This is a genomic window from Prevotella herbatica (assembly GCF_017347605.1).
GTDB classification, from domain to species: domain Bacteria; phylum Bacteroidota; class Bacteroidia; order Bacteroidales; family Bacteroidaceae; genus Prevotella; species Prevotella herbatica.
On the sequence record NZ_AP024484.1, the window covers coordinates 966,090 to 991,544 of the forward strand.

Annotated in this window: 17 protein-coding genes; 7 read left to right on the forward strand and 10 right to left on the reverse strand. The window is 40.1% G+C overall.

The features are described from left to right. Nucleotides 1–13 precede the first annotated feature (13 nt). The 4 genes from prwr041_RS03630 to bglX are packed head-to-tail and all read left to right on the forward strand — an operon-like array spanning nt 14 to nt 7,293. On the forward strand, nt 14–1,504 hold the full coding sequence (locus prwr041_RS03630; protein WP_207155008.1) for a RagB/SusD family nutrient uptake outer membrane protein: 1,491 nt from the start codon (nt 14–16) through the stop codon (nt 1,502–1,504). 38 nt (nt 1,505–1,542) lie between these two features. Continuing rightward, on the forward strand, nt 1,543–3,624 hold the full coding sequence (locus prwr041_RS03635; protein WP_237072332.1) for a family 43 glycosylhydrolase: 2,082 nt from the start codon (nt 1,543–1,545) through the stop codon (nt 3,622–3,624). An 8-nt stretch (nt 3,625–3,632) separates the two neighbouring features. Then, entirely contained in the window at nt 3,633–5,003 is a 1,371-nt protein-coding gene (locus prwr041_RS03640; protein WP_207155010.1) for a glucoamylase family protein, read from the forward strand. A 7-nt stretch (nt 5,004–5,010) separates the two neighbouring features. Next, a complete protein-coding gene (gene bglX, locus prwr041_RS03645) occupies nt 5,011–7,293 on the forward strand; it encodes a beta-glucosidase BglX (RefSeq protein ID WP_207155570.1) in 2,283 nt (760 codons plus the stop codon). A gap of 1,194 nt (nt 7,294–8,487) precedes the next feature. Here bglX and rhaD read toward each other — a convergent pair. Together rhaD and prwr041_RS03655 are read right to left on the reverse strand one after the other, a co-directional pair. Beyond that, nucleotides 8,488–9,300, reverse strand: a complete 813-nt coding sequence (gene rhaD / locus prwr041_RS03650) for a rhamnulose-1-phosphate aldolase (protein ID WP_018463029.1) — start codon at nt 9,298–9,300, stop codon at nt 8,488–8,490. A 118-nt stretch (nt 9,301–9,418) separates the two neighbouring features. Further along, nucleotides 9,419–10,294: an AraC family transcriptional regulator gene (locus prwr041_RS03655; protein ID WP_207155011.1), complete on the reverse strand. Its 876-nt coding sequence runs from the start codon at nt 10,292–10,294 to the stop codon at nt 9,419–9,421. A 137-nt stretch (nt 10,295–10,431) separates the two neighbouring features. Between prwr041_RS03655 and prwr041_RS03660 the strand changes: the two genes are divergently transcribed. From prwr041_RS03660 to prwr041_RS03670, 3 genes are read left to right on the forward strand one after another with little or no spacing between them, the layout of a single operon-like run. Next, nucleotides 10,432–11,907: a rhamnulokinase gene (locus prwr041_RS03660; protein ID WP_207155012.1), complete on the forward strand. Its 1,476-nt coding sequence runs from the start codon at nt 10,432–10,434 to the stop codon at nt 11,905–11,907. Nucleotides 11,908–11,921: 14 nt separating this feature from the next. After that, complete coding sequence (locus tag prwr041_RS03665; RefSeq protein WP_207155013.1) at nt 11,922–13,175, forward strand: L-rhamnose isomerase; 1,254 nt, start codon at nt 11,922–11,924, stop codon at nt 13,173–13,175. A 3-nt stretch (nt 13,176–13,178) separates the two neighbouring features. After that, nucleotides 13,179–14,201: an L-rhamnose/proton symporter RhaT gene (locus tag prwr041_RS03670; protein ID WP_207155014.1), complete on the forward strand. Its 1,023-nt coding sequence runs from the start codon at nt 13,179–13,181 to the stop codon at nt 14,199–14,201. Between the two features lie 23 nt (nt 14,202–14,224). Here the strand turns inward: prwr041_RS03670 and prwr041_RS03675 are convergent, their stop codons facing one another. The 8 genes from prwr041_RS03675 to prwr041_RS03710 all read right to left on the reverse strand — a co-directional run bounded on the left by prwr041_RS03675 (nt 14,225) and on the right by prwr041_RS03710 (nt 25,329). Beyond that, entirely contained in the window at nt 14,225–16,474 is a 2,250-nt protein-coding gene (locus prwr041_RS03675) for a DUF5703 domain-containing protein (protein WP_207155015.1), read from the reverse strand. Between the two features lie 11 nt (nt 16,475–16,485). Further along, nucleotides 16,486–17,046 carry an RNA polymerase sigma factor gene (locus prwr041_RS03680; RefSeq protein ID WP_207155016.1) on the reverse strand — a complete coding sequence of 187 codons (561 nt, stop codon included), beginning with the start codon at nt 17,044–17,046 and terminating at the stop codon, nt 16,486–16,488. A gap of 131 nt (nt 17,047–17,177) precedes the next feature. Then, nucleotides 17,178–20,132 (reverse strand): DUF6298 domain-containing protein, encoded by a 2,955-nt coding sequence (locus prwr041_RS03685; RefSeq protein ID WP_207155017.1) that lies wholly within the window; start codon nt 20,130–20,132, stop codon nt 17,178–17,180. 12 nt (nt 20,133–20,144) lie between these two features. After that, a complete protein-coding gene (locus tag prwr041_RS03690; protein WP_394370806.1) occupies nt 20,145–20,759 on the reverse strand; it encodes a DUF3826 domain-containing protein in 615 nt (204 codons plus the stop codon). Nucleotides 20,760–20,772: 13 nt separating this feature from the next. Next, nucleotides 20,773–22,509 (reverse strand): thrombospondin type 3 repeat-containing protein, encoded by a 1,737-nt coding sequence (locus prwr041_RS03695; RefSeq protein WP_207155018.1) that lies wholly within the window; start codon nt 22,507–22,509, stop codon nt 20,773–20,775. 125 nt (nt 22,510–22,634) lie between these two features. Further along, nucleotides 22,635–23,135 (reverse strand): glucosaminidase domain-containing protein, encoded by a 501-nt coding sequence (locus prwr041_RS03700; RefSeq protein ID WP_207155019.1) that lies wholly within the window; start codon nt 23,133–23,135, stop codon nt 22,635–22,637. A gap of 239 nt (nt 23,136–23,374) precedes the next feature. After that, entirely contained in the window at nt 23,375–24,481 is a 1,107-nt protein-coding gene (locus prwr041_RS03705; protein ID WP_207155020.1) for an alpha/beta hydrolase-fold protein, read from the reverse strand. Nucleotides 24,482–24,486: 5 nt separating this feature from the next. Next, the gene (locus tag prwr041_RS03710; protein ID WP_207155021.1) at nt 24,487–25,329 is read right to left on the reverse strand and encodes an alpha/beta hydrolase; all 843 of its coding nucleotides are present in this window, start codon (nt 25,327–25,329) and stop codon (nt 24,487–24,489) included. Nucleotides 25,330–25,455 lie beyond the last annotated feature (126 nt).

The following is a 25,455-nucleotide window of genomic DNA, read 5'->3' on the forward strand; positions in this document are numbered from 1 at the left end:
AAAATTTAGTACAATGAAAATTAATAAATATATATCTGTTATAGCTGTTGGCACATTATTGCTTGCTATTACTTCATGCAGTAGTTATCTGGATAAAGATCCCGAAAACAGCGTGCCCGAAAAAAACGTGGACTTCACAGATGTGGCTAATATGTACCAGCCTGTGTCAGGTGTATACGCAAAACTCCGTACAGGAGGTATGCACTGGGTAATATGGCCGCTTTCTATCATCCGCGATGATGATGTATGGTCAGGACGTGTAGATGATCAGGCTATCCTGAATCAGTTTGGAGGAAAGACCAATGATCCTACTGGGTACAATTATGATAATACCTTCTGGGGACTTAATGAGATGTGGAATCAGTATTATGGTATGATTAAGGTTGCCAATGCAGCTTTGGAATCACTCAATAATTACGCGGAAAACACCACGAATAGTGCAGTCCTTACAACAAACAAATCGTATCAAGGAGAGGTTCGAATACTTAGAGCCTATGCATACTGGCGCCTTACACAGGCCTTTGGTCCTGTAACTATTCTGAGTAGCAATAGTCAGACAGACCTCACCCGTTCGACGGTGAAATCAGTGTACAATTATATTCTTGGTGATTTGCAGTACGCTATAGACAACTGTCCTAAAGTTCGTCCCAACGAGATGGAGCATGTCGGAGCAGCTACCGCATATACCGCAGAGGCTTTGGCAGCAAAGATCTATCTTAACGAAGGCGACTATGCTAAAGTAGAAGATCTCACCAACGATATCATCAATAGCAATAAATTCCAGTTATATCCCGACTTCTACGAGCTGTTTAAGATACCCGGAAAACTATGTGATGAGAGTTTGTTGGAAAGTCAGTGTACCGACTTCGGTTTAGGATCAGGTGATATGGTAGATGCCGATCAATGGTTTGTATTCCAAGGTCCAGCCAATGATGGTGATATTTCAGGATGGGGTTTTATCGGTCTTTACAAATCATTCCGCGACTGGGCTAAGGATAGAGGTGAAACAGTTAGATACACCACATCATTCCTAGAAGCAGGAACAACAACTCCAAGTGGTGACGTCATCCGTCCACTACAGAATCCTACCCAGACAGACTGTTGGAACGGTAAAGCTTATACTCCAAAGAATGAGTTAACTTCAGGACGTACCAAATACGGTTCAAATAATAATATCCGTATACTTCGTTACGCCGATGTTCTCCTGATGAATGCAGAAGCGAAGGTTCGTCAGAGTAAGAATGGCGATACACCGTTCAACCTCGTAAGAGCACGTGCCAAGATGCCAGCTATAAACAATGTTACTGTCGACCAGATTCTTGACGAGCGCCGCATGGAACTATGCTGCGAGTGGGGAGAACGTTACAACGACTTGGTCCGTACGGGAAAGGCAGCTAGCGTTTTAGGCAAGTATGGATGGACCGAAGCCAAAACATATTATCCTATTCCGTTCGATCAACTTTCAGACAATCCTGATTTGAATAAAGAACCAATAGATAAGTAATGACAAAAACTAACTATATTATACTATTCATATTGTTAATGCTTCCTGCTTCGGCAAGGAGCATTAACTCCTATGATTTTTCAGATACTATAAAAGTTGTAAAAGGACAAGTAAGTAATTATTATATCCCTGTACACGATACTTATCAGATTACAGGTCGTGTCACCGATACAGATGGCAACCCCCTTTCGGGTGCAACAGTTATGTTCTTCGCCAGTCCCAGTCATTGCAATACCAATGCCGACGGCGTATATCATCTTACTGCAACCGACACAGATTTACACCTTTATGTATATTATCCCGGTAAGGATTTCGCTAATGTCATCAGAAAACGAAGCGATCGCAATATAGATATAAGTATGGTGCCACGTAAGGACACAGCCGTTTCGCTACCCCGACGCAGCGCTCAGTCCACGCCCTGGTACGACCCTTACCATGCAGGCACAACCACGTTTTGTAACCCACTCAACATAAGTTACAACTACGAGTCGTACGATGATAACGTTAAGTCGCAAGGTTCGTTTCGCTCTTCAGCAGATCCGATGGCACTTACCTATAAAGGCCACTATATGCTATTTTCTACCAATCAGGGCGGTTTTCATTATTCAAAGAATCTTAGCGACTGGGATTTCTGTACAGCATCTTTTCAGCGTTTTCCAACAGACGATGATCAGTGCGCCCCCGCAGCTTATGTATCAGGTGACACACTCTTCTATACAGGTTCCACCTATAAAGGCTTACCCATTTGGTATACGCTCAATCCATGGTCAGGACGTTGGCGTCAGGCAGTAGAATGCAGCACACTTCCATCATGGGATCCGTGTCTCTATCTCGATGATGACGGCAAGTTGTATCTTTACTATGGTTCCAGCAACGAATATCCAATAAAGGCAGTCGAGTTGAGTCGTGACAATTTTCTGCCTATAAGCAAGATTCACGATGTCGTAATGCTTGATCCCAAACATCATGGCTGGGAAAGATTCGGCATGAACAACGACGACGATACCACCTTAAAGCCCTTTATGGAAGGAGCCTATATGACGAAACATGACGGTAAGTACTATCTTCAATATGGCGGTCCCGGTACCGAATTTAAAATATATGCCGATGGCGTTTATGTAGGTGACAATCCATTGGGGCCTTTTACTTATCAGCGTCATAACCCGATGTGTTACAAACCCGGTGGCTTTGTTCAAGGGTCAGGTCACGGCGGAACTTTCGCCGACCAGAAAGGCAACTATTGGCATGTCGCCACATGTATGCTTTCGTTGAAGTATAAGTTTGAGCGTCGTATCGGCCTTTATCCTATGGCGTTTGACAGAGACGGAACCATGTATTCTAATACAGCCTTCGGCGATTATCCATGTTGGAATGCCGATAAAGACATCAAAGATCCATCACACCGTTTCACTGGTTGGATGCTTCTCTCTTATGGCAAGAAAGCAACTGTGTCATCCTCCGACAGTATCTATGTTGCTTCCAGTCTTACAGACGAGGACATGCGCACATTTTGGACAGCCAAGACTGGCAATCCGGGCGAATGGGCACAGCTTGATCTGGGTGCAACAAAAAGTGTCAAGGCTATACAGCTCAATTTTTATGATTACAAGACTGTACAGAACAATCGCGCTAACGACCTATACTATCAGTATCGTATCTGGTCAAGTGACAACGGCACAGACTGGCAACTCGTTGTAGACAAGAGTGATAATGATAAAGACGCCCCACATGATTATGTAGAGTTGAGGTCGGTATTACATACAAGGTATATTAAAGTGGAAAATCTGCATATGCCCTCATCAGGATATTTCTGCCTGTCAGAGATTAGAGTATTTGGAAATACAGACGGCAACAGACCTTCTACGGTAAGACAATTCCGTGTTATCCGCTCAGCCAAAGACACACGCAACGCATACCTTTCATGGAAACCATCTGCAGGAGCTTACGGCTATAACATCTATTATGGTGTAGCACCCGATAAACTGTACAATAGTATTACCGTGCTAGGCAGTACATCTTACGATTTCAGAGGCATGGATACCGGTAGCCGTTACTATTTTAACATAGAGGCTTTGGGAGAAACAGGGCGTTCCGAATTATCTAAAACTATTATAAAATGATTTTGTATATGATAAAGAATAAATTATCAGTTTTGTTACTTCTTGCAATGACCTTTGTATCATGCAAGGCTGGCGAGACCAGTGAAAGTCCGGCGCAACCGGCACCCGAAACAGCAAGCAGACCTACCTCATTTGCAAGTGACGATGCGATGCTAGACTATATAGAAAAGGTACATCTCAACTATATGTGGGATGGTGCCGACCCCACATCGGGCATGGCTTACGAGAGGATACATCTAGACAATAATTATCCCGAGAACGACCGTGATGTCGTAACCCTTGGCGGTAGTGGTTTCGGCGTGGCAGGCCTTCTTGTTGGTATAGACCGAGGTTTTATTAGTCGTGCAGACGGCGTAACCCGTTTGACCAAAATCGTAAATTACCTTTCTACTGCAGATAGATTTCATGGTATGTGGCCTCATTGGCTTTATGGATCTACCGGCAAAGTAAAACCGTTCGGCACAAAAGACGATGGCGGCGATTTGGTAGAAAGCTCATTTATGATGCAGAGTCTGCTATGTGTACGTCAGTATTTCAAGGATGGCAATAGTTCAGAACGCGCACTATCCGATAAGATAAACACCTTGTGGCGTGGTATGGAGTACGATTGGTATCGCAATGGAGGCAAAAACGTTATATACTGGCATTGGTCACCCGATTATGCATGGGATATGAATTTCCCCTTGCAGGGATATAACGAATGCCTTATCGCCTATATTCTTGGAGCATCATCACCTACCCATTCTATCCCTGCCGAATGCTATCATGAAGGCTGGGCACGTAATGGTGCCATCAAGAGCAGCGCAGCTCCCTTCGGTTATCCGCTTGAGTTGAAACATAATGGTGCCGAACAACTTGGAGGTCCCCTTTTCTGGTCGCAGTATTCTTATATTGGTCTATGTCCTAAAGGTCTTACAGACGAGTATGCCAATTATTGGAATGTTACCCGTAATCATGCCATGAGCGATTATGAATATTGTGTCCGCAACCCCAAAGGATACAAAGGCTACGGTAAAGACTGCTGGGGCCTCACCGCAAGTTATTCCATTAATGGATATTCTGCCCACTCACCCAACAATGATTTAGGTGTCATCACCCCGACGGCAGCCCTGTCATCATTCCCTTATACCCCACAACAGTCTATGGCTGCCCTAAAATACTTTTGGAATAAAGGCTCTTGGATATGGGGTAAGTACGGATTTTACGATGCCTTCTCCGAGACAGCCAATTGGACAGAACCCCATTATCTGGCAATAGACCAGCTCACAATTGCTCCGATGATAGAGAACTATCGTACAGGTTTGTTGTGGCATCTGTTTATGAGTTGTCCTGAAGTACAGTCAGGTCTGCAAAAATTAGGATTTACAATAAATAACTGATAATATGATGAATAAGAGAAACATATTAGTAATGGTATTCGCCGCATTTACATTTTGTGCTAGTTCTGCCTCTGTCTCCGACGATCCAAATATGGATACATTCATAGACCGTTTGATGAGTAAGATGACCCTGAGAGAGAAAATAGGTCAACTCAATCTACCTGTTACCGGCGATATAGTCACCGGTCAGGCAAAGAGCAGCAACGTGGCAGACAAAATAAAAAGAGGAGAGGTAGGCGGACTCTTCAATCTTAAGGGAACCCAAAAGATACGAGAAGTGCAGAAGTTGGCTGTAGAACAGAGCCGCCTTAAGATTCCGCTTATCTTTGGTATGGATGTCATCCATGGGTACGAAACAGTCTTTCCTATACCATTGTCATTATCATGCAGTTGGGATCTGAACGCCATCAAAGAGAGTGCCCGCATAGCAGCCATCGAAGCATCCGCCGACGGAATATGCTGGACGTTCAGTCCTATGCTCGACATCAGTCGTGATCCGCGATGGGGCAGAATGTCAGAAGGCAATGGCGAAGACCCATACCTTGATGCACAGATAGCCAGAGCGATGGTTCAGGGCTATCAAGGCAACGACCTCAAGGCCAACAATACCATTATGTCGTGCGTAAAGCATTTTGCACTCTACGGAGGAGCAGAGGCCGGTCGAGAATACAACACCGTGGATATGAGTCATTGGCGTATGTTCAATGATTACATGCCTGGTTATAAAGCAGCCGTAGATGCCGGCGCTGGTAGCGTGATGACATCATTTAATGTCGTTGACGGAGTACCGGCCACAGGCAACAAATGGCTTCTTACAGATGTACTTCGTAACATGTGGGGCTTTAAGGGTTTTGTTGTAACCGATTTTACAGCCATATCTGAAATGATAGCTCATGGTATGGGCAATTTGCAACAAGTATCAGCACTAGCTTTGAATGCAGGTACCGATATGGATATGGTTTCCGATGGCTTTATTGGTACACTTGAGAAATCATTAAACGAGGGTAAAGTGTCAATGCAGGCTATCGATCAGGCGTGCCGTCGTATATTAGAGGCAAAATACAAGTTAGGTCTATTCGACAACCCATACAAGTACTGTGATGCTAAACGTGCAGCCAAAGAAATCTATACTCCGGAACATCGTGCAGAGGCACGTCGTATAGCTGCCGAAACATTTGTATTGCTTAAGAATCAAGACCATCTTCTTCCACTTAAACCCACAGGCAGAATAGCCCTTATAGGTCCATTGGCAAATACCAGTGCCAACATGCCCGGAACGTGGAGTGTAGCAGCACGTGTGGATAAATACAAATCGCTGTATCAGGCCATGAAAGATGCAGTAGGCAATAAAGCCCAAATCTTATATGCCAAAGGCTCCAATCTGATGTACGATTCAGTAATGGAGAAAAACGCAACGATGTTTGGTCGTGAAATGCGCGATAAGCGTTCGGCTAAGGAAATGCTTGACGAAGCATTAAAAGTAGCTGCCGATGCCGATGTTATAGTAGCTGCAGTGGGCGAGTCGTCAGAAATGAGTGGAGAGTGCAGCAGCCGTAGCAATCTGGATATGCCCGATGCCCAGCACGATCTTCTTACCGCACTCAAGAAGACCGGCAAACCTATCGTACTTCTTAATTTTGCAGGTCGTGCAACAGTCATGACATGGGAGAGTCAGAACTTCCCTGCCATACTTAATGTCTGGTTTGGAGGTAGCGAGGCTGGAGATGCTATCTGCGATGTACTCTTCGGAACCAAGTCGCCCAGTGGAAAACTTACCGTCACCATGCCAAAGAGCGTAGGTCAGATACCTATATATTATAGTCATCTCAATACTGGGCGCCCACTTGAAGAAGGTAAATGGTTTACCAAGTTCCGTAGCAATTATCTTGATATTGACAATGATCCCCTGTATCCATTCGGTTACGGATTGTCATATACCACATTCTCATATGGTGAACCCAAGTTGAGTAGTGACCATCTTAGTGAAAACGGAGAAATAAAGGTATCGGTAGATGTTACCAATACCGGCAGTTATGATGCTGACGAAGTAGTTCAGATGTACATCCGCGATCTTGTGGGCAGTGTATCACGTCCTGTAAAGGAGTTGAAAGGCTTTCAGCGCATATCCCTAAAACGTGGAGAGACCAAGACCGTTACATTCACGATAACTCCCGACGGTCTGAAATTTTATAATCAGAATCTTGATTACAAGTTCGAACCCGGTGATTTTGATGTTATGATAGGTAGTAGCAGTGATGATATTAAGACTTTAAGGTTTACATTAGATTAGTTTGTTATTTATTGCTGTCCGATAAAATAAGGAATAGCATGTGAATAGTTCCCGAAGCTCTTTTAAATAGCGCTTCGGGTTCTTTTTTTGCAGAACAAGCCCCTCTCAATCAAAAAGTAATGGTTCTAGCGGACTATCAACCTTCTCTTTCCGATATGCTTCCCGTCTTTTTCGGGATTGTTGAATAGGCTATAAAATTCATATTTAATAGATTTTTCCGCACACCAGAAAAGTTTTTTTAATGCCACTAATGTCACTTTGTCACAAACCCTTTGTTTATAAGGGATGAGCGAGTGACATTAAGTGACATTATCGGGGTAAAAGTGACATTAAAGTCGAAAACACACCTATTTTTAGCGTTTTATCTCAAATTATTAAGTTACCTGATTTCTTACATGAAATATCCTTCATATATTTTATTAAATAGTGATATGGGCCTTATCACTATCTAATGTATCGCAAAGTGCAGAGTGATTAGGCCCTAATCACTCAACGGTATGTCGTAAAAGCCTATTATATGATCATTGCGTTTATAAACTTTACTGCTGGTAATAAATCTGTTTCACGATACAGAGTTTCTGCTATAGTGAAGGATGTCTTGGTTTTATCGTTACTAAGTTTCTAGTATTCATCATCCATCACCCGTTCTATCGATCAAACGTTTGCGTTTCTACGATATAAAGTTTCCGTTCTATCGATCAAACGTTTGTATTTCTACGATATAAAGTTTCTATTCCATCGATCAAATGTTTGCATTTTATCGTTACTAATGTTTTAGTTGTATCAGCAACATGTTTATATGATTAAGATATAGTAAATAAATTTCCATCATATTCTTTTAGTGCTACCAAACTTTCAAAGTAGTCGTCTAGCCATATCATCTATTCTATCGTAGAAAACAGCAAATTTTAGTGGAGGACAGTGGATGATAGTGGAGGTATACCTCCACCACTTAATATACTATAAGATAGCAACTTACGCTTAAAGTGGAGGACATTTATGATTTTTGGAACTTTTTTAGTTTTATCTTTTTTCTATTATTAAACACTTACGGGAAAGTAATAAAAAATCACAATCATATAAGTTATAAGACATATCACACAAAAGGGTTAGATATAAAATCTATATAAACAAAAAAAAAGACTTAGTTTTAAAAACATATAAAACTAAGTCCTTTTTGTTTGTATCCTTAAATTACTTTGGAAGGTTAAAGGCAACAGACATTTCTTTCATCTGTGCTTCACTCATTCCTTCAGGTTCAAATCCCATGCAACGTGAATTGATATATATCTTGGCACTCTTAGAAAGGACATCAATCTGATCGAAAGCATCCATTACATCAAGTCCCTTTGCAAATACACCATGCTTTTCCCACATTACTACATCATAGTTTTCAAGTTCATTCAATGTAGCCTGAGCCAAATTGTTTGAGCCTGGAAGTTCGTAAGGTACTATTCCCAATCCTAACGGACAGAAAGCCTTTGTCTCAGGAATCATGCTCCACAATAAATTAGAAAGCACATCCTTGCCCATCATCTTAGGGTTGTGACTCATTGCAATAAGTTCAATAGGGTGTGTATGTACTGTAGCACGATATGGAGAACCAGTTTCTATAAGATGTGCATGAACTGTGAGATGTGAAGGAAGTTCACTTGTAGGCATAACAGCATTGTCGGCAATGATCACATAACTTGCGCAATCGTCTAATATGCGGATAATACTTCCGTTGTCCATAGGCTCACGTGCAAGATCACGCATACGCTTACCAGTTCCTTTGCAAAAGAAGTAGCAACCTTTCAAAGCAGGCAAAGTAACACCAATCTGCTTAACATCGCTGATTGCAGGAAGACTTTTAATCTTGTCATCTACCAATTCAGTAATGTTTACTGTGATATTACCACCATTGCGCTCTGCCCATCCGTTCTGCCACAGATAACCGGCAACTTCTGCAATCTTATCAATTTCTTTCTTTAAGGCTTCGCGACCTTCCAAAACTGTCTGTTTCATATTTTTGTTGATTTGTTTTTTCTTTCGGCAAAAATAGCCTTATTTTACCTTTAAAGGCTTTGAATTATGATTTTTAAGCCTCAATAATTGATATTTCAATTATCATATAATGAATATATTATCTTTCGTTACCACGAAACTCACTCGGTTTAAGTCCTGTCTTCAGTCTGAACTTAGAAGAAAAATAATCAGGAGACTCGAAATTAAGCTGATAAGCAATTTCCTTTATCGTCATATCTGTAGTCGCCAATAGATCCTTGGCACGCTGCAACTTCAAGTCCTGCTGATACATAGACGGAGAAAAACCAGTGAACTCCTTGAATATCTTTCTGAAATTAGAATAACTCATTCCCAATCGCACTGCAATCTCCTGAATAGTCGTTCCATCTTCCAATGTCTCACGTATCATTTGACGGGCACGATTCACTATATCAGTATGCACAAAATTCTGTTGCAACTGATTGCTGCTTTCTAGAGAATACATCAATCCAATAAGATAGTTGGTTATTCCGGCAAGCACCTGTTGGGAATGTATAGCTTCCTCGTCTGCCACATGCAAAGCCATGTCGAGCATGCGGATAATCTCACTTGAATAACCCACGTGATATATAGGATGTTCTGGGGACAAGAAACCTGCATTTACACGATCGTCCATATTGCGCCCCTTAAATCCAAGCCAATAACATTTCCAGCCAGTATTATCATTAGGGCGATAACTGTGCCACTCATCAGGAAAGAGAAGGAATATATCGCCACTGCGCAATTCAACTTCTCCTACACTATGAGACTTGAATGCACCACCGCCCTCTTTGACGTAAAGCATCTGATATTCTTGCAATATGCGTCCTTTGGCAACATTGAAGTAAAAGCCATCGGCATGACCATGCGTAGGATAATCCTCACCAGGAAGATTCTCCTCATAACCAACGGTGTCGACATTCAGTCCCCACAGTAAGTCCTTGGTATCAGTAACCAGATATTTAAACTTTTTCATGTTACTAAATTGTATTGTGCAAAGTTATCAAAAAACATGGTAATGACAAAAATTATGGGTTTAAAATCAAAAAATCTAGTCTGTCACATCACTGATTTACTATCTTTGCCACCATAATAAACACTAACCTACAAACAATGGAAAATCTAAAACACTTCTTTGCCGTTGACCTTGGAGCAACAAGCGGACGTACAATCGTTGGCTTTCTGGAAGACGGAAAGGTGAAAATGGATGAGCTAACACGTTTCGACAACAATCTGATTTCTACAGGCGGACATGTGTATTGGGATATATTTGCCCTATACAATGAGATAATAAAGAGTCTGAAAATCGTAGCCGAGCGTAATATAAAGATTGAAAGTATCGGTATTGACACCTGGGGATGCGACTTTGTATGCACGGGTAAAGACGGAAACATTCTTCGCAATCCACTAGCCTATCGTGACCCTCACACAATGAACACGATGGAGGAATACTTCAGCGAGCAGATGTCTAAAAAAGACGTTTATGGAATAACTGGAATACAATTGATGAACTTCAATTCTATTTTCCAGCTTTATGCTATGAAGAAAGCTAAAAATGATGCTCTTGCTGGTGCAGACAAGATTATGTTCATACCAGATGCATTGAGTTATATGCTTACAGGAAAAGCTATCTGCGAATACACAGTATGCTCTACATCACAACTTCTTAATCCAAAAGAAGGCGACATTTCTAAAGAATTACTTGAAACACTTGGACTGAAGCGTGAGCAATTCGGTAAAATGACTGCTCCTGGAACTGTAATAGGAAACCTAAGCGATGAGGTTAAGAATATTACAGGGCTTGGTGATATACCAGTTGTGGCTGTAGCTGGACACGACACAGCAAGTGCTGTAGCTGCCGTACCTGCTGAAGACGAGCACTTCGCTTATCTTAGTTCTGGTACATGGAGCCTTATGGGTATAGAAACAAAGGACGCTATCATAAATGAAGAAAGCTACAAACTTAACTTCACTAACGAAGGCGGTATTGAGGGAACGACAAGATTCCTAAAAAATATCTGCGGTATGTGGTTGTATGAAAGTTGCAGAAAAGAATGGCACGAGACAAAGGATATGGGACATGCCGAACTACTTAACGAGGCGATGAAAGTGGAAGGTTTCAGAAGTCTTATTAATCCTGATGACGCAGTATTCGCTAATCCTACTTCTATGGTTGAAGCAATAAAGAAATATTGTGCAGATCACGGTGAACACGTACCTGAAGGATATGCCGAGATATGCCGTTGCATATTCGATTCACTTGCACTGCGATATAGACAGGTATTGGAATGGCTGAAAGACTTTGCCGATTTCGACATCAAGGCTTTACATATCATCGGCGGAGGTTCACTTAACAAATACTTGAATCAGTTTACTGCAAATTCATGTGGCGTTACTGTACTCGCCGGTCCACAGGAAGCTACAGCTATTGGCAACATTATGATGCAGGCAAAAGCAGCAGGATTGGTAAAAGATGTTTGGGATATGAGAAAGCTTATTGCCGACTCTGTTCAGCTAAACATATTCGAACCAGAAGACAAGGCAATCTGGGATGAAGCTTACGATAAATATTTAACAATAACAAAATAATAAAACCTAAAATTATGAATTCAGAACTAATTGAAAAGAACTATCAAATTGCCAAAGAGCGTTACGCTGCACTTGGCATAGACACAGACAAGGCTCTTGAAACATTGGAGAAGACTCCAATATCACTTCATTGCTGGCAAGCTGACGATGTAGTGGGATTTGAGCGTAACGAAGCTCTTTCTGGTGGTATCCAGACTACAGGTAACTACCCAGGACGCGCACGCAACATCGACGAGCTTCGTCAAGATATAAATAAGGTTACATCACTTCTTGGTGGAACATTCCGCCTGAACCTTCACGAGACATACGGTGAATTCGGAAATAAATTTGTTGACCGTGATGAGGTTGAGGTTAAGCATTTCCAGGGATGGATTGACTGGGCTAAGGAAAACGGATTAAAACTTGATTTCAACTCAACAAGTTTCTCTCACCCAAAGAGTGGATACTTATCTCTTTCAAATCCAGACAAGAGCATACGTGATTTCTGGATTGAGCACACAAAACGTTGTCGTCGCATTGCAGATGCAATGGGTAAGGCACAGAACGACCCTTGTATCATGAACATCTGGGTACACGACGGTATGAAGGATATCACTGTTGAGCGCAACCGCTATCGTGAAATTCTAAAAAACAGTCTTGATGAGATTCTTGCTGAGAACTTGCCAGACATGAAACCATGTCTTGAAGCAAAACTATTCGGTATAGGAATGGAAAGCTACACAGTAGGTTCTCACGACTTCTATGCAAGTTATTGCGCAAAGAACAACGTGATGTACACACTTGACACTGGTCACTACGAGCAGACAGAGAACGTTAGCGACATGGCTGCTTCACTATTGCTGTTTGTACCAGAATTGATGCTTCACGTAAGCCGTCCAATCAGATGGGATAGCGATCACGTAACAATCATGAACGATCAGACTCTTGACTTGTTCAAGGAGATTACACGTGCAAACGCACTTAATAGAGTTCACATCGGACTTGATTACTTTGATGCAAGTATTAACCGTATCGGTGCATACATCGTAGGAACAAGAGCTACACAGAAGAGTGTTCTTTCTGCACTTCTTGAACCTTTGGCTAAATTGCGTGAGTACGAGGATAAGGGACAGTGGTTTGAGCGCCTTGCTCTTCTTGAAGAAGCTAAATCTCTTCCATTCGGTGCAGTATACGATTACTTCAACATGAAGCATAACATACCTGTAGGCGAAGAGTTTATAGCAGATGTTCAGCAATATGAAAAGGATGTTCTTTCAAAGAGAGCGTAAACAATGAATATTGCATTAGGACTTATTATCATTGCGATAGGAGCGTTTTGCCAGTCAAGCTGCTACGTTCCTATCAATAAGATAAAGAACTGGAGTTGGGAAAGCTACTGGATTGTCCAGGGAGTATTTGCCTGGCTCCTGCTCCCTCTTTTGGGAGCAATGCTTGCAATACCTGCCGGACACTCAATGATAGAATTGTTCAGTCAGGATATGCATGCCACAATTATGACAATGCTCTATGGTGTGTTATGGGGTATCGGCGGACTTACTTTCGGTTTGTCTATGAGATATCTTGGAGTTGCTCTCGGTCAGTCAATAGCACTAGGAACATGTGCCGGACTTGGAACGATATTAGCTCCGCTCTTTACAGGACATGCTAGCGACCTTACAACATCTGTAATAGTTGGTGTCGTAGTAACGCTAGTCGGTATTGCAATAATAGGAATAGCTGGTTCTATGAAATCGGCTTCACTGTCAGATGAGGAAAAGCGTGAAGCAGTAAAGGACTTCAACTTCACAAAAGGAATCACTGTAGCTTTATTGGCTGGTTTCATGTCGGCATGTTTCAACATCGGACTTGCACAAGGTGCCGACCTTCATTTCGAAGGTGTAAACCCAATGTTCATATCATTACCTGTTACATTCTTGGTTACGCTAGGAGGATTTATCACAAATGCGATATATTGCTTCTATCAAAACCAGAAGAATCATACATGGAATGACTATGGCAAATCAAACGTATGGGTAAACAATGTATTGTTTTGTCTGCTTGCAGGCGGACTATGGTACAGTCAGTTCTTCGGTCTTTCACTTGGAAAAGGATTCCTCTCAGAAAGTCCAGCTCTGCTCACATTCGCATTCTGCATTTTGATGGCTCTTAACGTTGTATTCTCTAATATATGGGGAATCATCCTAAAAGAGTGGAAAGGATGTTCTAGCAAAACTATCGTTGTATTGATAACAGGAATATTGATACTTGTTATATCATGTTTCCTTCCGCAGATCATAGATATGATAAACAAATAATAACTAATTGCATCCATACCGCATCATTGTACAGTAATGTCTTTGATGCGGTTTTTTGGATATACACTTATAATATGTGCCTTACCTTGTTTCATTTCAGCCTCCACAATTGTGCCACGACTGCAATGAAGTTTGAATTTCACATTCCATGACTTGGGCCAAGCAGGGAACAGTATAATTTTATCACCTACTTCCTGAAGTAACATTTCCTGAATACCTATCATTCCAGAACCGCCCCAATTATGATCGGGTGTCCAATCATGTCCAGGTCCCCAGAAAGCAGGAAAGCGATGTGGACCATTTTTCAATTTCAAAGTATTCCATTTTACGGCTTCATCAGTAAGTCCAAGACATGCAGCCCAGATATTTGTCTGTTCCCAACCTGCATAACCATTAAACTTGTTCACATAAGGATCGTATTTCCATGTATCAACGGCTACAGTTAGACTGTCACGACCAACACCAAACATTCGCCAAGGAAATACAGGATAAAGCATTGTCGGTTCGGTATTGTTTACACGCGCCCAGACAACAGCAGGTGAAATGACCTTATGTCCGTCAACATATCTATATGAAATATCTGGCCATATTGAAGACATAGCTTTATAACGTGCTATAGTAGTACTATCAGCGCCGATACCCGATAAGTATTTAACAAGATTATCAGTCACCGTTTTTAGTCCGCATACTGTTGATGTTGGATTATAAGCCATCTTGAATGTCTCAGCGCCAGAACCAGGATATATCACTAAGTGACCATTATCGTCGAGTTGCTTGCGTCCGTTACGTGAAGCCACATAACGATAATGCTGTTCAAAGAAATCAAGCGAAGATTCAATCCAAGGCACATATTTTGATATGTCTACGCCACCATAGCTATGTGCGTCTAATGCCATTTGGCAAAACTCCAGCACGGTGTCCCATGTATATTCCAACCAAGCATTGTATTCAAGCCCTGGATCAAAACCATCAGGGCGCTTTGTTCCATATTCATCATACTCAGGAAGTCCGAAATTCTCTAATTGTTCGGTAAATGCGGCACCACCATGATGCCAATAGACCTTACTGCGCAATTCTGCATTATGAAGAATACGTACATAAAAATCAAGTTGGCTTTTCATGGCATCATAATCTCCGCTTTTAAGCATAGGCCAATAAAGCAGTCGCTGATTCTGTGCTGTATGAGTTCCACCACCCCATCTGCGATAATCAGGAGTAAAAGGGAAATCAGATTTAACATAAGAAGGATCAAAGCAGAAAAGTCCACCATTGAATTTCGTTGGCCATTCACCAAGAGCATTACATCCCATCATATATCTGAAAAGAGTGTAGTTTCGAGTAATCTCTTTGGCTTCTCCCTCTCCTTCTATATAACTACGTTGCCACCATTTATGCCACCATGTTACAGAAGATTTACTGTCACGGCTAACATTTATAGCTTTTATAATGCCATCAAGTTTATTATTCCATTCGGCAACTGTTCCCTGATTGTCAGTCAAAGCTATGCACAGTTCATGATGTTTTGAAGCAGAACGTGAACTTAGATTATAGCTTCGATAATCAGTATTGTCGTATATTCCATCACAAGTTCCTGAATATTTAATATTGTTACCGAATATCTTTCCGCCAAATATTAAGTCTTTCAGCGGATTATACATCTCAGCCTTATAAGCCAAAAGATGTTGTTGCGCAACAGTTGCATCAAAAATCGTAGTATCTGGATTCTGATGGTAAAAAGTAATTCCACAATCAGATGGAGTTATCACATCATGAGACGTAACAACTCCACTCGGTACACCAAATTTATATGATGTCTGAAAACTTTCTTTTTTACCTATTTCCCGATTACGATAGCGCCAATTATGATATTCATATTCAACAGCTACCGCCTTTTTGCTGTCAACACTAACATGAACAACCGGCTTGAATACATCAGCCCATAGTTTGACAGAAATGTTACCATCTGAAATCACAGCATATCCATCATTGACCACCAATCGCTGTGAGAAGTTGTGTGTTGTGTTAAGATTTGGAGTCAGTCTTATACGAAAGCGACCTTGCTTCAAGAGAGTATTATTCTCATCAAAAGATCCACTTCGACTCAAATAAAAATATATATCACCATTTTCCACCCATACATTCATTCCGATACTTCCTCCGCCAACAGGCATTGACTCTGACGAATTACGACTTTGGCTATGCCAAACAACATCTGCGGGTAGTCCCCACACAAAAAGCGGAATAAATAATAAAAGCAAAAATAGTTTCCTCATTGTATTTTTTTTTACACTGCAGCAGTTCGTAGCTTTATCATTCCTCGATGAACAAGATTACGCACTGAATGATAGTTCATATTCATTATATCACATATTTCATCATACTTGCGTTCATCAAGATAGTAAAGTTGAAAAGCCTCACGTTGTCTTGGAGTCAAGGCATTCAAAAGATACACGATCTTTGCATGTCCCAACCGTTCGTTTTCAGCATCTAAATAAGCTTTTTCTACATCATCAGACATGTGCATATTGGTAGCTCTGTCTAATTCTGTAACATTATTATATGATGCCTTACGAAACTCATCAAGTAGACGATTACGCAAAGATACAATTAAATAAGAACTTACCGAAGTAATCTTTAAGGAATTTCTACGATCGAGCATCTTTACAAACACATCTTGTATGCAGTCCTTTATAAGTTCCACATCAGATGTGATGCAACGACCATAATTCAACATTGTCTGAACATACATACTATATAATTCAGAGAAGGCAGCATTATCACCAAACTGGTAAGCTTTAAGTAAAACAAGCGAACTCTTTTCGTTGTTAATAGCAGAAGAAGTCATTTAGGTATTTTTTAGGTTTTATTATCAATTGCAAATGTACCTAAATAACCTATTAAGGTCTTGTAAAATCAGATATAAAAATGGGAAAAATTGGTATTTTCCCCATTTTTATTACCATTATAAGTGCTTTATCATCTTTTTCTTAACCAATATATACCTTTAAAAGAAAGAAGATAATTGCCATTTATTGTCACTCCGGTTTTCATCTTTTTCATCTCTCCACTCTTAGAATCTATCTGATAAATATCATAAATTCCATTGGAAAGTGAAATGCTAATAGTATTCTTATCCGTTCCGATATATGCCACAGCATCTTTCTTTTCATTATTAATCAAATAAACATTATCTTTATGAAAAGTAGGTTGCATTCCAGCAACACTATGCAAGAACTGCTTATCAGTAACAGGAAGGTCTGGACAAGAACCACCAGCCATCAATACAGCCCATGACATTTCAGTATAGTTATTGGCATAATACATAACAGCCTTATCATGCCATGCATTACGACATTCAGAAACGCCACGATATACATCGGCAAAACTAACACTTCCTGTCTTTCCATTACGCAAAGCTTGACGAGGAGCAAGATTCATACCACCCTTAGGTGCATACAATCCACGACTGTTATAAAACCATTGTTCAATATTTATTATATCAACAGTCTTTGCCAACTCCTTATCCTGCATAATAGAATCCTGAACATCTTTATTTACGGCGAGCGATACAAAAACTTTCTTGTTATGTTCATGTTCCCATTCAGATATTGTCTGCAACCAGAACTTCACAAAGTTGAAAGGTCCTGTAAACTCTTCACCTATAGAATGAATAACATTCGGCTTATCGGCAAAGGCATCAAGAACTCCATATATATATTTACGATGCAGTTCACGAAGATAACTATTATTCACATCATAAAAATAGCCTGCCATAAAAATTCTCTTATCAGCTGTGAAAGGTACTGGTTCTGGGAATCCTGTATTATTGATATTGTTAGCTGTACGCCAAGGACAATCAACCCAATGCGCACCAGCTTCCAATATGTTATGCTGGAAATAATGCTGATTCATCAATAGCATTCCATTATCTGCCTCACTGTCAGCAAACTTTCCTAGACGATAGAAATACCATTTATTAGGTCTTGAAAGATCGTATTTGCTCAATCCGTCCCAAGCAGTATCCTTACCACTGCGTGCAAAAGGCTGTTCATAGAAAGGTCCCCAAACATCACCGTCACGTCTGCGCACACGTTCGTGGTCATCACGTCTGCGATCATACCACAGTCCGTAATTCTGACTATATATAACGTTGTTGTCACGCTTCATATTTAGGATAACACTATCTATTCGATCAGTAGTGCCATACATTTCCATTCCAGGTACAAATCGTGTGACGGCATAAGGAAGTTTGGAAAATACTGAATATTTTACTCTTCCGCTCCACCATGGACTGTTATGTCTACCACCAACAAGGAGACTTCCATCAACAAGAATCTTTCCATTCACTATGGCATATTCATGTTTAGCAACAGCAGTCTTGTTTGCTATTTTTATTGCATCAACATTTTTAGTTCCTGTCGGAGATACATTGGCAACAAATTTAGCACTGTCTATCCAAGAGTGCATTGTGATACGTGGCAATTTTGCATTAGCCATCATCATCTGAGCTTGCTCTACAGTAGGACTACTTGATGCTTCGGTGTTTCGCTCCAGTGTTCTGGTTATTCCGCTTACATCCCTACCCAAACGTTTACTCAACTGCGACGCAAAAAGACTCCAAGGTTTCACATGATTATTTGATTCATCAAAGAAACCTGTTCCGCAAAATTGCGCCCAACATCCATATACATAATTATTTGTTCCGTCAGGAAGACTGTCGGCAAAGATACCACTTGCAGTACTCTGATATACTGTTGAGTTTGTTGAATTCCAACCTGTACCGTATTTCTCTATACCAAGATTGCACAGTTTAATATCATTGCCATCTATATTTACATCATCGAATAGCAGACCTGAGGCAAAACTACCAACAGAACCACTGAATCCCAACGACTCATAACTGTCACACTGAACAAAAGCATTTGGACCAGCAGCTATATAGCCTGCAGCGAAGTCGTTGATGCCATGTTCACTATATAGTCTTTGAAAAAGACATTTTTCGCCAAACGTTAGGAATGTGCGACGTCGGTAACCACCAATCTCTGAAACTGGAGACAACGACTTGCAATCCTCAACAGTAATCTGGCTACCACTGCGCTGTATAACGACAGCCGAACCTGCCAAATGTTTGAAATCAACCATTCTAACCCAACAGTTGATTGCATTCGCAAGATAGACGCCATTCCAAGCATGATCTTCATCCTTAGGATATGCCTTGTCATAATCAGACTCAACAGTGATATTCTCTATTCCAGAATTCTCTATTCTACCACTCCAATTATAACGAAGCATCATGCAGTCTTTGTCGTAAGATATAGGCAATGGAGCATCAAAAGATGGTTTTCCGTTTACAATACCAGTAATCTTTCTAGTGAATTCCAAATCCATTTCACCAGGATGCCATCCCCAATAGCCCAAGTCCAGGCCGCCGCCAAAGTTACCACATTTCATAAGATCTATCCATTTCTGAGTAGACTTTCTTACGATCATTACATCATCGTCTTTTCTGGCATTATCATGAATCGTATCTGTTACTATGCGATTATTCTTTCCTTCAACATATACAACTGCTCCACGATCTACACCAGTCTTGAACAATACAGTTTCACCTTTTGCAGTTCCACGGATCACAACTCCTGAAGCTTGGATACGCAAAGGTTCAGACAATTCATAGCATCCCTTACCTAAGAGTACGGCACCACGCAAACCTGTTTTTCTATCAGGTTTCAATGAAGCCACATAATCAATGGCTTTTTGTATGCGTGAACTTTGATTACCAGCATGCCATTCCACATACACTTTTACATCTGCATTAGGAATTGGTTGCTGCGACATGTGGTAACCCACATAACTGTAATCTAAAGGGAAGGGTTGCGCATAACAACACGCAACCCCAATCATAAACACCAATATGGCAATTATCTTTTTCATCAAAAAACGTAATTATTTCTGTTTCTTTGCTGCCTCAATACGCTTATACCAACCTTCTCGCTCACTTTTCAGGTCATACCCACGAGTTGCAAGCCAGTTGTTTATACGTCCTTTATATTTACCAAACCAAGCGTGCTTGCTTTTTGAATCACTTGCGTCAATAGCAAATTCACGAGCTTCCTTCAACCAATTAAGAATCTGAAGTTTTTCATTTTCTTTTAGTCTTGGTATCATTTCAAGATGTGCCTTATAAGTTTTTGGAACAACACCGTATGTCATTCCGTCCTTTATGGCTTCTATCTGAGCATCATTGACATAGTTTGCTAAATCTGCAGCAAACTCGAAATGATGCTTATACAATTCGGCATCAATCGCATTGCGATCTTTGTTTTTTTCGTATATGTCGTTCAATTTAAAATAACGGTTACAAACGATATTTAGTACATTATTGCGTACGTTACCATCATTTATATTAAGCCCATCAACTATTTTTATTGAACGCTCGGTTATAGACTTCACATAGTTGGCGTCACGTCCTGCGCTGTCAAGTTTTACCTGACCTACAGCGCAAAGACATCCGCACATTATAGCAAATACACCGAGTAATAATCTTTTTCTGATAATCATGATATATCTACGTTTACATCAATTTACCCTTTTCGGCAAGAGTATCATGATTATTTTTCAAATTGGTCCAATCAGTCTTTTCTTTTGTGCTGATTCCATTAATATACTTTTCAATATTTGTATATCCGTCACCAGTGCAATCCTTTACTGCGTCTGAAGGATCATTTGGATTCAATCCGTTTGCAATTTCCCATTCATCAGGCATACCGTCCTTATCGCTATCTTTATAAGGTTTACCCTTATATTGTGGATATCCACCCATCTGACGTGGATCTGTTATGATACCTTCTTTATATGAATCTTTTGCAAGACGACGATACTTGAATGAACCATCAGGTGCCTGTGATTTAGGACTAAGTCCCCAAAGATCACCATAAGGATTTACCTTAGGTAGTTTCTTTTCGTAATATACATTTCCTGTACGAACTTCATCAACGACTCTTTGGTCAACGATATCACGCTTAGGAATTGTAGCACCTACATTATTTAATACGTAGTCAAATGTCTGATCGTTTGGAAGAATTGTAATATGAGGCATTACAAAAGGTTCTTTTGAATGCATAATAGCCAATTCGTCTTCAGCAAGATCACCATCCTTATCGGCTGTCTGTATTCCACCAGCCCAGTTATTCTTTGTTATTGCATCGTATCCTTCTACAATATTACCATCGGCATATACTCTACCAAACTGCTTGAAAGGAAATAGTTTACCGCTACGACTTTCAGACTTTACAATACGCCAACCTACATTACTGTCTTTTGGAGTCAATGGCCCTGGCTTGTAATAGTTGTTTACGAAGTTGGACATCGTAGAAAATTCGCCACCATCGGCTGTACGATGTACCCAGTTATAAATCACATTATTTACAAAGTTGAATACTCCACCCCATCCTATTGAAGGATTTCTTCCTGTATTGTCAGCCCATAGGTTTCTCATAAATGAAGCATTCTCTCCACCTATCGTACTTCCAAAAGCATGATTATATGTATCAAGAGCCTTCGCTGAAATAGTATTTTGTATTGTTACGTTTACTGTAGGTTCCTTGCGGCTACCGATAGCATCACCAAGATCAAACATGTGACGATAGAATGAAATATTCTCATCAAGTCCCCATTCGCAAGAGCAATGGTCTATCATGATGTTTCCAACTGGATTTCCACCGAAAGAGTCTTCGCGATACCATACATGTGTATTGCCACGACGGAAACGCATGTGACGAACTACAACGTCATGGGTGTTAACCTGAAAACTTTCACCAGCGATACATACTCCATCACCAGGTGCAGTCTGTCCAGCAATTGTAATATATGGAGCACGTACAATGATAGGAGTCTTCAATTTTATAATACCACTCACGTTGAATACGATAATACGTGCGCCACCTTGTTCACAAGCCCATCTGAAAGAACCTATTCCATCATCATTAAGATTGCTTACAGTGATCACCTTACCGCCACGGCCGCCAAAAGTGTACATACCACCACCTTCTGCACCAGGGAATGAAGGAATCTTTGATTGTTTCAAGTCGTAAGGACGGAAAGCCCAAGGCACATAAGAACGTCCTTCCATAGCTTCTTTCTTTACAATAGGAAAAGCAACAGCCCATGCAGAATCAGAATGTGCAGTCCACACTTTCTGTAAAGAATCAATCTTAGCCTTTGCAGCATCTGTTATACTTGGATATTGTGCTTCGGCTGCAACCGGGGCCAATATCATTGCGCATGCTGCAAGTAATAGTTTCTGTTTCATTTTATATTATCATTTTTTGTTTGTTCTGATATTAAGACGAACTAAAGGAAAAAATGTAATATCAACTAAAACAAAAAATAAATATTTATTTTTAAAAGTCTATTTGTATAAGTTCGTGATTAAGGTTACAACGTATTGGCAATACGCCTCACTTTACTTGTATAATTGCGGTCTTCGGCATAACCAATACGACTTAGAAAAGAATAATAATCCCCATCTGTGTATTTATACTGTACGTCATCACGATAACTCTTCACGCTTTCCTCCCACTTATTAAAAACATAGTAGCTACCATCTGAAGGATGGCGAAGCCCGAAAAGATTATGACTCACGCGACATAAGTCGCTTGAAAAGTTTCCTGTTTCCAGTAATGCCTGTGCCAATACAATCTTAGGGAATTTCACATCATATTTCTGCAACATCGCTAACACGTTTTCAGCTGTCAGCGCTGCGTCATTCATAATATAATCGCTATCGCTTTTCATTTCTGGTTCATCAATACTATCACAAACCTTATCAACACGTGCTACAGAAGGTAGCGCATCAGGTTGATATTGCTGTGCTTGAATTTCCACAGATAACAAAAGTGCGTATACAATTACAAGTAATTTTCTATTTATTGCCATACCAATAAAAAAAACGCTATATTTTTTGGTTTATTGTATTATCAAGAAAAAAGATGATTAGCTACTATTGATGATATTAAAAAGTTTTATTATAATGGCGAAACACAACTTAGTTGAACTTTATCCATACTGAAAAACGACCGAAAAGCTAAATATATACTAGTTTTTCGATCGTTTTTATGTATAAGATTATAAAGAGAGTCGCAAGACTTTAAAATCACATACTCTTTATATGCTCTTTACTTGAAAAGTTTTTGTGCAAATAGATATAAATCTTCACGCCATACAGGCCATGTGTGACCACCGTCTTTAGAATCATAATAATCAAACTTCACGCCTTTCTGCTTCAAATGTTGCATCATTATCTGGCAGTTTTCATAAGCAATATCAGGTTTACCACCTATCGTGATAAAAAACTGTTTCAGATTATTATTCAATAGCGATACGTTATTATCAATATATGCATAATTAGCATCACGTTCCTTATCTGCATTCATGAATGGTGAAGACTTAGCAAACCATCCAGAACTGAACACACCTAGATAATGAAATTTGTCTGTATTTGGAACACCAACATACAATGTGAACATTCCGCCCATTGACAAACCAGAAATAGCACGACTATCAGCAGAAGCATCAACGCGGAAATCTTTTTCGACAGAAGGGATTACATTATCCAATATCTCTTTACCAACATTATCAAAGCCTCCAACATTGGCATCAAAACTTACCATCAACATTGGTTTAGCTTTGCCATCAGCGATAAGATTATCAAGAATTATATCACCTCTACCTTGCTGTACCCATCCACGTGCATCCTCACCACCACCGTGCATTATATACAATACAGGATACTTCTTATCCATATTCTTATCATATCCAGCAGGTGTATATACATACATTACTCTCCAGCTATTTGTGACCTTTGAGAAATATCTCACTGTGCTAACATTGCCATGAGCAACATCACGTACCTGAAAACGAGTGTCTTCCTTTGCATAAGGTACTTCAACACAACTCATCATTCTACTGCATCCGAAGAATGATTCACTTGATGGATCGGCAACTGACAATCCATCTACTATCAAACTATAATAATGAATTCCAGAGCCTTGTGGTTCTGTAGTTACAGTCCAAACTCCACTTGCACTTTTCGTCATGTCATACTTGCGTCCCAAGTCTAACTGAACCTTTTGTGCTTCAGGTGCTTTGATACTGAATTCAATACTGTTATCTGGCATTATCTTTGGAAAGCCAGATTTGTTAATGTTAGTTGTTGCCGGTGTCTGTGCAAATGTAGCTACAGAGACCATGGCAAGCATACTTAAAAATAATTGTCTCTTCATGGTTTTTATTTGTTTATAAATGCGTTTTTAATTGCCTCAACAAGTGCAGGACGCCAATAGTCCCAATTATGATTACCATCTTTCACACGAAATTGATAACGAGCACCACGACTTCTGAATGTCTTTATGAGATCCATATTGCCTTCTAATGTGAAATCATCATCTCCACAATCAATAAACCAGCGAACGGTATTCAGTTCATTAATCTTTGTCTGCTGACATTCTGCAACATACTTTATAGGGTTATTTCTCTCTACTACAGTCTGTCTCCATTCACCAAGCGGATCGTTTTTAAGAAATTCCAATGGCTGACGACGCAGATAACTACTCATGGCATAAACCATGTTAAAGTATTCTGGATGATGTACTCCATAAACCACTGAGCCACCGCCTCCCATTGAAAAGCCTGCCAAAGAACGATTACTTTTATCATTAAGCACACGATAATGACTTTCTATATAAGGGACAAACTCCTTGAAGAAGAAATCTTCGTAAGTCCAGTCTGGGTCATTAAACCAAATCATCTTATTCTTGTTGGCTTCTGGACAAACGATAACCATTTTAGGAACAATATGGTTGTTGATAAGGCTATCAGCAACATCAGGCAAATGTCCGTCTGTCACCCATTGTGTATCTTCACAACCACCACCATGCAATAGATATAGCACAGGATATTTCTCTGCTTTTTCAGCATCATAGCCAGGAGGAAGATATAATGTATAGTCGCGTTGTGATATGCCCTTCAACATTTTACATGGCATTTTCATATATTCAATTCTACCTTTATCTTGGCTAAACATTCCGCCACAAACAAATAAGAGTAGAAATGATAAAATTGTTTTCTTCATTATCAGATTTTTTTATTTTCAATATGCAAAGTAACAAAAAATATTCCATTATACAATATTCAAATGTTTCAAATACTTTATGCAATGTTACATATCCAAATTAATATCTAACAAGAGAAATATGAA

Bases quoted from the DNA above. Each gene is read 5' to 3' on its own strand.
- prwr041_RS03630 (WP_207155008.1), top strand. From the start codon at position 14: ATGAAAATTAATAAATATATATCTGTTATAGCTGTTGGCACATTATTG.
- prwr041_RS03635 (WP_237072332.1), top strand. From the start codon at position 1,543: ATGCTTCCTGCTTCGGCAAGGAGCATTAACTCCTATGATTTTTCAGAT.
- prwr041_RS03640 (WP_207155010.1), top strand. From the start codon at position 3,633: ATGATAAAGAATAAATTATCAGTTTTGTTACTTCTTGCAATGACCTTT.
- bglX (WP_207155570.1), top strand. From the start codon at position 5,011: ATGAATAAGAGAAACATATTAGTAATGGTATTCGCCGCATTTACATTT.
- rhaD (WP_018463029.1), bottom strand. From the start codon at position 9,300: ATGAAACAGACAGTTTTGGAAGGTCGCGAAGCCTTAAAGAAAGAAATT.
- prwr041_RS03655 (WP_207155011.1), bottom strand. From the start codon at position 10,294: ATGAAAAAGTTTAAATATCTGGTTACTGATACCAAGGACTTACTGTGG.
- prwr041_RS03660 (WP_207155012.1), top strand. From the start codon at position 10,432: ATGGAAAATCTAAAACACTTCTTTGCCGTTGACCTTGGAGCAACAAGC.
- prwr041_RS03665 (WP_207155013.1), top strand. From the start codon at position 11,922: ATGAATTCAGAACTAATTGAAAAGAACTATCAAATTGCCAAAGAGCGT.
- prwr041_RS03670 (WP_207155014.1), top strand. From the start codon at position 13,179: ATGAATATTGCATTAGGACTTATTATCATTGCGATAGGAGCGTTTTGC.
- prwr041_RS03675 (WP_207155015.1), bottom strand. From the start codon at position 16,474: ATGAGGAAACTATTTTTGCTTTTATTATTTATTCCGCTTTTTGTGTGG.
- prwr041_RS03680 (WP_207155016.1), bottom strand. From the start codon at position 17,046: ATGACTTCTTCTGCTATTAACAACGAAAAGAGTTCGCTTGTTTTACTT.
- prwr041_RS03685 (WP_207155017.1), bottom strand. From the start codon at position 20,132: ATGAAAAAGATAATTGCCATATTGGTGTTTATGATTGGGGTTGCGTGT.
- prwr041_RS03690 (WP_394370806.1), bottom strand. From the start codon at position 20,759: ATGATTATCAGAAAAAGATTATTACTCGGTGTATTTGCTATAATGTGC.
- prwr041_RS03695 (WP_207155018.1), bottom strand. From the start codon at position 22,509: ATGAAACAGAAACTATTACTTGCAGCATGCGCAATGATATTGGCCCCG.
- prwr041_RS03700 (WP_207155019.1), bottom strand. From the start codon at position 23,135: ATGGCAATAAATAGAAAATTACTTGTAATTGTATACGCACTTTTGTTA.
- prwr041_RS03705 (WP_207155020.1), bottom strand. From the start codon at position 24,481: ATGAAGAGACAATTATTTTTAAGTATGCTTGCCATGGTCTCTGTAGCT.
- prwr041_RS03710 (WP_207155021.1), bottom strand. From the start codon at position 25,329: ATGAAGAAAACAATTTTATCATTTCTACTCTTATTTGTTTGTGGCGGA.